The 10,861-nt window shown below is 73.9% G+C and carries 10 protein-coding genes; 7 read left to right on the top strand and 3 right to left on the bottom strand.

The window, feature by feature from the left end; translation table 11 throughout:
* Positions 1-109: 109 nt before the first annotated feature.
* On the top strand, positions 110-679 hold the full coding sequence (locus BI06_RS05620; protein ID WP_051740274.1) for a hypothetical protein: 570 nt from the start codon (positions 110-112) through the stop codon (positions 677-679).
* Between the two features lie 23 nt (positions 680-702).
* A complete protein-coding gene (locus BI06_RS05615) occupies positions 703-1,110 on the top strand; it encodes a hypothetical protein (protein ID WP_233290015.1) in 408 nt (135 codons plus the stop codon).
* A 37-nt stretch (positions 1,111-1,147) separates the two neighbouring features.
* Here the strand turns inward: BI06_RS05615 and BI06_RS05610 are convergent, their stop codons facing one another.
* On the bottom strand, positions 1,148-1,630 hold the full coding sequence (locus BI06_RS05610) for a MarR family winged helix-turn-helix transcriptional regulator (RefSeq protein WP_043465496.1): 483 nt from the start codon (positions 1,628-1,630) through the stop codon (positions 1,148-1,150).
* A 213-nt stretch (positions 1,631-1,843) separates the two neighbouring features.
* Here BI06_RS05610 and BI06_RS05605 point away from each other — a divergent pair, with 213 nt between their 5' ends.
* Both BI06_RS05605 and BI06_RS05600 read left to right on the top strand, forming a co-directional pair.
* On the top strand, positions 1,844-2,758 hold the full coding sequence (locus BI06_RS05605; protein ID WP_043465494.1) for a haloalkane dehalogenase: 915 nt from the start codon (positions 1,844-1,846) through the stop codon (positions 2,756-2,758).
* Between the two features lie 166 nt (positions 2,759-2,924).
* Positions 2,925-3,512, top strand: a complete 588-nt coding sequence (locus BI06_RS05600; RefSeq protein ID WP_030395156.1) for a lytic polysaccharide monooxygenase — start codon at positions 2,925-2,927, stop codon at positions 3,510-3,512.
* A 112-nt stretch (positions 3,513-3,624) separates the two neighbouring features.
* Here BI06_RS05600 and BI06_RS05595 read toward each other — a convergent pair whose 3' ends face one another.
* Together BI06_RS05595 and BI06_RS05590 are read right to left on the bottom strand one after the other, a co-directional pair.
* Positions 3,625-4,053 (bottom strand): cold-shock protein, encoded by a 429-nt coding sequence (locus tag BI06_RS05595; RefSeq protein ID WP_043465492.1) that lies wholly within the window; start codon positions 4,051-4,053, stop codon positions 3,625-3,627.
* Between the two features lie 136 nt (positions 4,054-4,189).
* The gene (locus BI06_RS05590) at positions 4,190-4,846 is read right to left on the bottom strand and encodes a hypothetical protein (protein WP_043465490.1); all 657 of its coding nucleotides are present in this window, start codon (positions 4,844-4,846) and stop codon (positions 4,190-4,192) included.
* Between the two features lie 937 nt (positions 4,847-5,783).
* Between BI06_RS05590 and BI06_RS05585 the strand changes: the two genes are divergently transcribed.
* From BI06_RS05585 to BI06_RS05575, 3 genes are all read left to right on the top strand, one after another.
* A complete protein-coding gene (locus BI06_RS05585; protein WP_043465488.1) occupies positions 5,784-6,911 on the top strand; it encodes a nucleotide disphospho-sugar-binding domain-containing protein in 1,128 nt (375 codons plus the stop codon).
* 237 nt (positions 6,912-7,148) lie between these two features.
* Entirely contained in the window at positions 7,149-8,069 is a 921-nt protein-coding gene (locus BI06_RS05580; RefSeq protein ID WP_082558325.1) for a xanthine dehydrogenase family protein subunit M, read from the top strand.
* Positions 8,066-10,861, top strand: a 2,796-nt coding sequence (locus BI06_RS05575; RefSeq protein WP_082558280.1) for a molybdopterin-dependent oxidoreductase, incomplete at its 3' end; no start/stop codon positions are given. The genes BI06_RS05580 and BI06_RS05575, both read left to right, overlap by 4 nt.

Here is a 10,861-nt window from a genome sequence, read left to right as displayed (position 1 = left end):
CGCTGACCGCCTGCTCGCTCGCTGACCGCCTGCTCGCCCGCTGACCGACCGCCCGCCCGCTGCGCGGCCGGGGGTTCCGCTCCGGCCGACCGTCGGCGAGGATGGCGGGATGCTGCACAGCGTGCTCGCCGGTGACCACATCCTTCGTCCGACGCCGGACGCCCGCAGCGGCGCAGCCGCCCCGGTGGACGTCGTCCCGGCGGCTGCCGTCCGGGACGCCGACCCGACGGCCACGCCGCCGGAGGTCCGCACGGTCACGGGGGAGACGCTCTTCTTCCCGGCCGACCGGAAGAACGAGCTGGAGGGCTTCTGCCGGTCCCACGGGATCCCGCTCGTGTCCAGGCCGGACGTGTGGGGAGACCTGCTCGAACCCTTCCTCGACACGGAGTTCACCCCCCGGCGCCGGGCCGCGACCGCGCAGGCGCTGTCGCGGGTCGGGCTCGACGAGGCGGCCGTGGCCGACATCAGGGCCGAGGTCGGCCCGCTCGTGCTCGCCTACAACTCCCTTCACTGGGAGTGGTGCTATCTGGGCCTGGCCGACCTGCTCGACGCCGCGACCGGGGGTTCGACCACGGAGCCGTACCGGATCGGGCCCGACCGCTTCCCGGCCTTCCGCGCCTGGGCGATGGCGATCGCCGATCTGGGCCATGTGCCCGGCACGCCCGTTCCGGTGCGGTAGCGCGCCGAGTGATCACCCAGGGCGTGACGGTCACGACGAGGTGCGACGACTGCGGTGGTGTGCTGATCCGCGACATCGGGCAGTTCATCGACGGCGGGCAGCTGTGGTGGGGCACCGAAGGGAGCTGCCGGACCTGTCCCACCGCATGGTGCGAGCAGGACACCGGCGCGGCGACCCCGGAGGCGATCCGGCAGGCACTGCTGGCCGAGCACGGCCCTGCTCGACTTCGCCTTGCAGGGCCCGGGTCGAGCTCCGTCCCCGTCCTGCGCGCCCTGCGCGAGACACACGGGCTGTCGCTGGCACAGGCACGTGCCATGGCCGACGAGTTGAGGACGACCGGCCTGACGGGCACGCTGGTCGAGATGGAGCTCATGGCCGCCGGGCTCGGTCGCCGCTTGGTTGCGGTGACCGTCGAGTCGGCGGCGGACTGACGGCCACCGGCCCGGCCGGAAGCGGCTGACAGGCGAATCAGGAACCGGCGTCGTCATCGGCCGCCGGGGTGGGGGCCGTCCGCTCGTGGTGGTCCAGGAGGCGGGTCAGCAGGTCCGTCAGGCGGGCGCGGTCGTCGGCGTCCAGGGGGGCGAGCAGGGCGTCCTGGGCCGCGTCGACCACGGTGTCGAGCCGTCGGAGGTGGGCGCGTCCCTCGGCGGTCACCGTGATGACGTTGCGGCGGCGGTCGGCCGGGTCGGGTGTGCGCTCGACCAGGCCGCGTTCGGCGAGTTCGTTGACGACCGCGACCATGTCGCTGCGGTAGATGCCGGTTCGCCGGCTGAGGTCCGACTGGCTGGCCGGGCCGCCCTCGGTGAGCGCGGTGAGGGCGGCGAAGTGCCACTTGCGGGCGCCCTCCGCCGCCAGGCCGTCGTGCACGAGGCGGTCGGCGTGCAGGGCGTTGACCGCCAGCAGCCGGCTGGGCAGGCCGCGGACGCGGGCCGGGGCGGCGTGGTCGGTCATGGCGCCCGGGGTGTGGCGGGACGTCTCGTCGTTCTTCACGCCCCGCAGTCTAGCCGTTGTGTTAGTCGCACTAACGATGTAGCGTCATGGACGTCAGATCGTTAGTGCGACTAACGGGTATGGCAGGGTCGGCGTCGAGTGCCCGGCCCCCGCCCAGCCCCCTGTCCGGCCCCTGTCCGGCCCCCGCCCGGTGCTACGAGAGGAACTGTCCCGATGCTCACCGTCCCCGTGATCGACTCCCATCTCGCCTACCTGGACACCGGTGCCGACCGCCCCGCCGCCGAGGCGGGCGGCCCGCCCGTGGTGCTCCTGCACGGCAATCCCACCTCCTCCCACCTGTGGCGCAACGTCGTCCCGCACCTGGCCGGGCGGTCCCGGGTGCTCGCGCCCGACCTGATCGGCATGGGCGCCTCCGGCAAGCCGGCCGTCGACCACGGCTTCGACGACCAGGCCCGCTACCTGGACGCCTGGTTCGAGGCGCTCGGCCTCGACCGGGTCGTCCTGGTGGGCCACGACTGGGGCGGCGCCCTGGCCCTCGACCGGGCCGCCCGGTACCCGGACCGGGTGGCCGGGGTCGTCCTGCTGGAGACCTTCCTCAAGCCGCTGGCCGCCGAGGAGCTACCGCCGCCGGCCCGGGCGCGTGCCGAGGCGTTCCGTACGCCCGGTGTCGGCGAGGAGCTCGTGCTGGAGCAGAACATCTTCATCGAGACGGCCTTCAAGGGCGGGGTGCTCAACCCGCTGGGCGAGGACGAAGTCCGGCCCTACCGCGAGCCGTTCCCGACGCCGGAGAGTCGCCGCCCGATGCTGGCCTGGTCCCGGATGGCGCCGATCGACGGCGATCCGGCCGAGGTGGTCGCCCGGGTGGAGGCGTACGACCGCTGGCTGGCCGTCAGTCCGGAGGTGCCGAAGCTGCTGCTGACCTTCGACTCCTTGCCGACCCTGCTGGTCGGGGAGGCCGTGGTCGCCTGGGCGCGCGAGCACATCGCCGCGCTCACCGTCGAGCACTGCGGCCCGGCCGGACACCACGCCCCCGAGGACCGTCCGGACGAGATCGGCCGGGCGATCGCCGGCTGGCTCGAATTGCACTGTCTCGCGGAGGTCAACACAGCTGTGGAACAAGAGGGTTGATTGTTCGTCGGCCAGGTGGTCCAGACCATTGACGAGGGGCTGCGCGCTGCCTACGGTATGGGCATTCACCTGGCGCAGGCATGCCAAGATCCTCTTGGTCGGCGCACCCCCACGCGCGCGTCCTGGGCCGGGCACACTCTCCATCCCCCCACGGAGGAGCATCGTCATGCGCAAACGCCTTGCCGTCGGCGCGGCCCTGGCCGCCGTCGCCGTCCCGCTCGCGATGGCCGTCCCGGCCAGTTCGCACGGATTCATCAACCTGCCGCCGAGCCGCTCGGCCCTGTGCGGTGCGGGTGTCGTCAAGAACTGCGGCGACATCCAGTGGGAGCCGCAGAGCGTCGAGGGCCCGAAGGGCTTCCCGACCCGCGGCCCCGCGGACGGCACCATCTGCGCCGGGGCGGACGCCCGTTGGGCCCCGCTCGACAACCCGCGCAACGGCGCCTGGCCGACCACCAAGGTGACGGCCGGCGGTCAGCAGACCTTCACCTGGGAGATCGAGGCCCGGCACTCGACCACGAACTTCCGGTACTTCCTGACCAAGCCCGGCTACGACCCGACCCAGAAGATCACCCGGGCGAACCTGGACCTCACGCCGTTCCTGACGGTCCCGTACAACGGCCGTCAGCCCGCCGCCACGACCACCCACACCGGGACCCTCCCCACGGGTCGCACCGGGCACCACGTGGTCGTCGCGGTCTGGGACGTCGCGGACACGTCGAACGCGTTCTACTCCTGCACCGACGTGCTCTTCTGAGGCAACGTGCGCCGCTGAACGACGCGATCCTCGGGGCCGACGCGCTCCGCCGATCGGAAGCAGCACCCGTACCCCGGGGCCGGACGACGGCCCCGGGGTACGGGCGCGCCGCTCAGCCCTCGGTCCAGCCGTGGCCCTGGGCGCACCGCAGCATCGCCTCGCGCACCTTGAGCACCTGCTCACCGGTCAGCGACGGCGCGTGCGCCAACAGCAGCTCGGTCACCTCCACCACGAACTCGGCGGAGGTGAGGACGTCGCACTCCGCGTCGTCGTGGTCGGCCGCGGACCGCGGAACGAGGGGGACCGGACCGGCCGCCCCGGCCGGACGCGCGAGCGCGCCCTTGGGAAGCCGCACCGACGAGGCCTTGAGCCCGCGGTCGCCCTCCTCCATCTCGAACTCGACCACCAGACCCGAGTGCACCACGGACTCCGGCATCAACATGTCATTGACGTGCAGGAAGACATCCTCCCCGCCGTGGTCCGGAGCGATGAACCCGTAACCCCGCACGCTGTCGTAACGCACCACACGACCGGTGACCACTCGTACCCCCAAGGAACAACCCGGGCCCCCTGCCCGACACCTGACGTAGAGGATAGACGACCGGGCACCCGGGACGGTGCCGGAGCGGACTTCACCGGGCCGGACTTCAACGGGCCGGACTTCACCAGGCCGGACGTCACCGGACCAGACCCGCCACCCGGGCCTTCCAGCGGAGGACCGTCGCGAGCATCACCGTGCACACGAACGCGGCCAGCGCGATCGCGCCCCAGAACGGGACCGCGATCCCGCTCGGCCGCTCGGTGATCATCCGGTCCCCGTCGAGCCACACCGAGGTCTCCCGGCCGTCCGGGTACAGCTTCCCGGTCGGCCGCTCCTCGCGGAACTCGTGGTCGTCGACGAACCAGCGGTAGGTGCAGCCGTAGAGGTCGTGCGCGATGTTCTGGTCGTCGATGCTGCGCCCGGTGACCCGGCAGTCGGTCGTCGTGGCGGCGACCCGGCGCGGTTCGTGCCACGCCGAGTCGACGGCGTGGGAGGTCTGCGCCGCCGCGAACACCGTGGCCAGCGCGAGCGCGGGCACTGCCACCAGGCCGACCCAGGCCGCCGCGTAGTCGCGGTCCGACAGCTCGTTGACCACCGTCCGGGCGACGGCGAGGAGTGCCACCAGGGCGGCGCCGGCGGCCAGCAGCCAACCGGTCCGGGTGCCCGGCGTGTCCTGCGACTCCCACCACACGACCGGCGCGGCCGCGGCCACCAGCCCCGCCGCCGCCACCGGCACCAGCAGGGCGCACCGCCGCTGCGCCGCCGTCCACCGTTCCCTGTCCGCGGCCGTCAACCCGGCCCCCTTCCCCCCGAGTTCCCCCGAGGCCCCGTGGTGGCGGACGCCCCCCCGGACGTCCGCCGCGACGAGTGTCACGTGCCGCCGCCCGCCGTGCCCACCCCGCCACCGGTCCCGGGCCCGGCCCGGGTCGGAACGGTGACGCGGCCGCGACATCGTCACGGCGGACCCGTCGGGGCACCATCCGGCCCGGGCATCGGCCGAGCAGAGGCCGAACGCGCCCTGCAGCGCCGTCCTTCCGCTTCCACCACCCCCGGTCCGCTCAACTCGACGCCTGGGCCACCGAGTCCGGCGCGCGCCCGGACGGAGGGCCGGTGGCAGCGGGATCCGGTCATCCCCCGAATTCCGTGCGCGGACGGCCGGTTCGTCGTAGCATCGACGCCGGAACGCGCGAAAGCACAGCCCGGTCGGTAGTCCGGGCGCCGTCGGCCCTCGGCCGACGGCCAGTCATTCCCTCCCAGGGTGTCCGGTGCGTTCCTCCCGGTGCGCGATCGCGCGCGGGACGCGGCACCACCATGGGGGGAAGCAGCATGCCGAGGACGATCGCCGCCCGGCCGCCGGGGACCGCGCCCGCGGTCCGGCCGTCCCGCGCCGACACCGGGCACGCTGCCGCCGAGTGCCTTCCCGTGGCGGTCCGCTTCCAGGAGAGACGGGCCCCGGCCCGGACGCGTACGGGCAGATAGCCCGTCCGTTCCGGGCGCGCCGCGAGCCCTTCGCGGCCCCGGCCCCGGTAACTCCCCTGCGCCGTACAGCGGTCCGTCCCTCCTTCCGGCTGTCTCCGTCCGTCCGTTCTTCCGTCCGGGCACCCGAACGTCCGATTGTCGGTCCTTCGTGGAAAGAGATCTGACCGTTCGTCAGTTGACCCTTGCGGTAGACGGATCGGTCCGCGCGCGATCCGTGGCACGACCCAATCGAGAACGATCAGGAGAACACCGTGCGCATACTCTTCACCGGCCCGGCCGCGCCGAGCCACCTCTTCCCGATGGTGCCGACCGCCCAGGCCCTGCGGGCCGCCGGGCACGAGGTGCTGTTCGCCAGTCCCAGCCCGTACGACCAGCTCCGGCAGGCCGGCTTCCCGATCGTCGCGATCGGCGACGGACGGCCGCTGCGGGAGTCCTTCGAGGCGACCTCCGACGGTCCGATGAGCTACGCCCAGCCGGGAATGACCCAGGACGAGATCCTGGAGATGGCCGCGGCCGCCTTCGCCCACGCCTCGCGCTCCACCGTGGAGGACCTGCTCGCGGTCGCCGAGGGCTGGGGCGCCGACCTGCTCGTCCACGACTCCTGCCTGGCCTCGGCCCAGCTGGTCGCGGCCCGGCTCGGCATCCCGGCGGCGCTGCAGAACTTCGGCATCATCTCCGGCCTCGACCTGGCCGCCCGGCTGGCCACCCACTTCACCGACGTCTACGAGAAGCACGGTGTGGCCGGCCCAGCGCCGACCACGCCGCTGAACATCGTCCCGGCCTCGCTCGGCGGCGACCCGGGCGGCCTGCGGATGCGCTACCTCCCGTACAACGGAGGGGGTGTGGTCCCGGTCGAGCTGCTGGAGCGGGGCCACCGGCCGAGGGTCGCGGTCACCCTGGGCACCGTCATCACCGGGATCGACGGCGTGTCGGCGATCAGCCGGCTGGTCGAGTCCGCCGGCGCGGTCGACGCCGATTTCCTGCTCGCCGTCGGCGACGCCGACCTCGGCAAGCTGGGCGCCCTGCCGGACAACGTCCGCCCGCTGCCGTGGGTGCCGCTCGCGGAGCTGCTGCGGGTCTGCGACGCGGTGGTGCACCACGGCGGGTCCGGCAGCACCCTCACCGGACTCCAGGCGGGTGTGCCCCAGCTCCTGCTGCCCCAGGGCGCCGACAACTTCGCGGTGGCCGACGCCCTGACCGCCGCGGGGGCCGCGCTGAGCTCCGGCTCCGACGCCGTCGACACGGCCCTGCTCACCCGGCTCGTCACCGACCCGGGCCTGCGCGAGGGCGCCGCACGCCTGCGGGCCGAGAACGACGCGCTGCCGACCCCGGCGGCCCTCGTCCCCGCGATCGAGGCCCTGGTCACCGACCACCGGTGACCGGTCCGACCGTTCGTCGGAGGCGCTGAGCACGAGCCGCCTCCCGTCCCCGGTGGAGGTGCCGCCCCGCACCCCCACCGGGGACGGGACGGCGGTTGCCCGGCCCCGGTCAGCGCGCCCGCCGCCCTGGGTGATCGTCCAGTTCGGGGGCGGTGCGCTGGTGTGCGGATCCACTCGTTCCGGGCGTGGCGCGTTGCTGCAATACCCATGTCGATCTGTCGAGGACGGTGGATGCACATGGACCTGAACACCGTGGTGGAACTGCGCGATGCGCGCGAACGCGGGACGTGGCGGCCGGGGGACGCCTGGCTGGGGGGCGGGACGTACCTGTTCTCGGAGCCCCAGCCGCACATCCGGCGGCTGTTCGACCTCAACCGGATGGGCTGGGAGGCGCTGCGGCCCACCCCGGACGGCGGGCTGGAGATCGCCGCGACCTGTACGATTGCGCAGCTCTCCCGGCACCCGAGGCCGGCCGGCTGGACGGCGGCGCCGCTGTTCGAGCAGTGCTGCCGGGCCTTCCTCGCCTCCTGGAAGATCTGGAACGCGGCCACCGTCGGCGGCAACCTCTGCAACGGCCTGCCGGCCGGGCCGATGATCTCCCTCACCGCCGCCCTCGACGGCGTCTGCCGCCTGCTCGACCGCAGCGGCGCGACGCGCACCCTGCCGGTCGGGGACTTCGTGCTCGGCGCCGGGGTCAAGGACCTTCGGCCGGGCGAACTGCTGCGCTCGATCACCCTGCCGGGCCGGGCGCTGGCCCGGCGGACGGCGTTCCGGCAGGCCTCCCTCTACGGGCTCGGCCGCTCCGGCGCGCTGGTGATCGGCACCCTGGACCCGGTGGACGGGGAGTTCGCGCTGCACATCACCGCGGCCACGGTCCGGCCGGTCCGGCTGGGCTTCGCCGTGCCGCCGAACGCCGAGGCGGTGCGGGAGGCGGTGGAGCACGCCGTCGCGCCGGACGAGTACTTCGACGACATCCACGGCCTGCCGGCCTGGCGGCGGCACATGACCCTGCGGTTCGCCGAGGAGGTCCGGCGCGAGCTGGTCGAGCCGGACCGATCGGTGGAGTCGGGCGGGCCGGTGGAGCCGGTCGGGCCGGTCGAGAGCGCCGGGCCGGTCGCGTCAACGGCGTCCGACACCACCGAGGAGGCCGGCCGATGAGCTTCACCGTCCGCGTCAACGGCGAGGACTCCGACGCGGAGCCGCGCCCCGGCCAGTGCCTGCGCACCTACCTGCGCGACCGCGGCTGGTTCGGCGTCAAGAAGGGCTGCGACGCCGGCGACTGCGGCGCCTGCACGGTGCACGTCGACGGCGAGCCGGTGCACAGCTGCCTCTACCCGGCGCGGCGCGCCGACGGCCGCGCGGTGACCACCGTCGAGGGGCTCGCCACCGACGACGGCCTCCACCCGGTGCAGCAGCGCTTCCTCGACGCCCAGGGCTTCCAGTGCGGCTTCTGCACGGCCGGTTTCCTGATGACCGCCGCCAAGCTCGACGAGGACCAGCTCGCCGACCTGCCGAGGGCACTCAAGGGGAACCTGTGCCGCTGCACCGGCTACCGGGCGATCGAGGACGCCCTCCGCGGGGTGAAGCACACCGAGGAACCGGCCCCCGGCGAGGCGGTCGGCCGCAGCCCGGGCGCCCCCGCCGGACCGCAGGTGGTCACCGGCACGGCGCGCTACACCTTCGACCTGGAGGTCGAGGGACTGCTGCACATGAAGCTGCTCCGCTCCCCGCACCCGCACGCCCGGATCGTGTCCGTCGACACCTCGGCGGCGCTGCGCGTCCCGGGCGTGCGGGCGGTGTTCACCCATCACGACGCGCCGGAGCGCCTCTACTCCTCCGCCCGGCACGAGCACCCGACCGAGGACCCGGACGACACCCGGCTGCTGGACGACGTGGTCCGCTTCGCCGGCCAGCGGGTGGCGGCGGTGGTCGCCGACAGCGAGGTCGCCGCCGAGGAGGGCTGCCGCCGGGTCGCGGTGGAGTACGAGGTGCTGCCGTACGTCCTGGACCCCGAACTCGCCATGCTGCCCGGCGCCCCGGTCCTGCACCCCAAGGGCCCGGAGTCGCGGATCGCCCGCCCGGCGAACAACGTCTGCGGCGAGGTGCACGGCGAGATCGGCAGCGTCGAACAGGGCTTCGCCGAGGCGGCGGTCGTGTACGAGGAGACCTTCCGCACCCAGCGGGTGCAGCACGCCAGCCTGGAGACGCACGGCTGCCTGGTGTACTTCGAGGAGCACGAGGAGACCGGCGAGGAGCGGATCGTGGTGCGCTCCTCCACCCAGGTGCCCTTCCTCACCCGGCGCGCCCTGTGCGCGCTGTACGACCTGCCGCCGGAGCGGGTCCGGGTGGTGGCGGGCCGGGTCGGCGGCGGCTTCGGCGGCAAGCAGGAGATGCTCACCGAGGACATCGCCGTCCTGGCCGCGCTGCGGCTGCACCGGCCGGTGAAGCTGGAGTTCACCCGGGCCGAGCAGTTCCTCGGCGCCACCACCCGGCACCCGTTCACCATCAGGGTGAAGGCGGGCGCGACGGCGGACGGCACCCTGACCGCCCTGAGCTTCCGGGTGGTCGCCAACACGGGGGCGTACGGCAACCACGGCCCGGCGGTGATGTTCCACAGCGTCGGCGAGTCGATGGGCGTCTACCGGGCGCCGCACAAGAAGGTCGAGGCCTACTCGGTCTACACCAACGGCGTGCCCGCCGGGGCGTTCCGGGGCTACGGCCTGGGCCAGGTGACCTTCGCGGTGGAGTCGGCGATGGACGAGCTGGCCCGCCGGCTGGGCATGGACCCGCTGGAGTTCCGGGAGCGGAACATCATCGGCCCGGGCGAGCACATGGTCGGCCCGGCGGGCGAGGAGGAGGACCTCCACATCGCCTCCTACGGCCTGGACCAGTGCCTGCGGGTGGTGCGGGACGCCCTCGCCGACGACCGCAGCGCCGAACTCGCCCCCGAGGGCTGGCTGGTGGGCCAGGGCTTCGCGATGTCGGCGATCGCGACCGGCCCGCCCGGCGGCCACTTCGCGGACGCCGCCGTGACGCTGCTGGAGGACGGCGGCTACGACATCGCCGTCGGCACGGCCGAGTTCGGCAACGGCACCACCACCGTGCACAAGCAGATCACCGCCGGGGCGCTGGGGACGACGGTCGACCGGATCACCGTCCGGCAGTCCGACACCGACGTGGTCCGCCACGACACGGGGGCCTTCGGCTCGGCCGGCACCGTGGTCGCGGGCAAGGCGGTGATGAAGGCGGCCAACGCGCTCGCCGAACGCATCCTCAGTTTCACCGCCGAGTACGCCCGCACCCCGCGCAGCCGGATCACGCTCGGCGCCGAGGCGGTGGAGTGCGAGGGGCGCCCGGTGCCGCTCAAGGAGGTGTTCGCGGCGGCCGCGGCGCAGGGTGTGACGCTGACCGGGGAGGGGCACTGGGGCGGTTCACCGCGCTCGGTGGCGTTCAACTCGCAGTGGTTCCGGCTCGCCGTCGACCCCGACAGCGGGGAGATCCGGATCCTGCGCAGCGTCCACGGGGCCGACGCCGGGCGGGTGATGAACCCGCTGCAGTGCCGCGGCCAGGTCGAGGGCGGCGTGGCGCAGGCCCTCGGCGCCACCCTGTTCGAACGGGTCCTGGTCGACGAGCGGGGCGAGGTGACCACGGCCGCGTTCCGGCGCTACCGGCTGCCGGCCTTCGCGGACGTGCCGCGGACCGAGGTGCACTTCTCCGAGACCTCCGACTCGATCGGCCCGCTGGGCGCCAAGTCGATGAGCGAGAGCCCGTTCAACCCGGTGGCGCCGGCCTTCGCCAACGCGCTGCGCGACGCGACCGGCGTCCGGTTCACCGAGACGCCGTTCCTGCGCGACCGGGTGTGGCAGGCGATCGACGAGCACCGCCGGGGCGGGGGAGCCGGTGCTGGGGGAACCGGAGCTGGGGGAGCCGGCGGTGGGGCGGCCGGCGGT

It is taken from the genome of Kitasatospora sp. MBT66 (genome assembly GCF_000710405.2).
Taxonomy (GTDB): domain Bacteria; phylum Actinomycetota; class Actinomycetes; order Streptomycetales; family Streptomycetaceae; genus Kitasatospora; species Kitasatospora purpeofusca.
The sequence above is the reverse complement of the archived record's forward strand: the minus strand, read 5'-3'. Positions and strand labels throughout refer to the sequence as shown.

Coding starts and splice junctions, on each gene's coding strand:
- BI06_RS05620 (WP_051740274.1), top strand. CDS start 110: ATGCTGCACAGCGTGCTCGCCGGTGACCACATCCTTCGTCCGACGCCG.
- BI06_RS05610 (WP_043465496.1), bottom strand. CDS start 1,630: ATGACCGACCACGCCGCCCCGGCCCGCGTCCGCGGCCTGCCCAGCCGG.
- BI06_RS05605 (WP_043465494.1), top strand. CDS start 1,844: ATGCTCACCGTCCCCGTGATCGACTCCCATCTCGCCTACCTGGACACC.
- BI06_RS05600 (WP_030395156.1), top strand. CDS start 2,925: ATGCGCAAACGCCTTGCCGTCGGCGCGGCCCTGGCCGCCGTCGCCGTC.
- BI06_RS05580 (WP_082558325.1), top strand. CDS start 7,149: ATGGACCTGAACACCGTGGTGGAACTGCGCGATGCGCGCGAACGCGGG.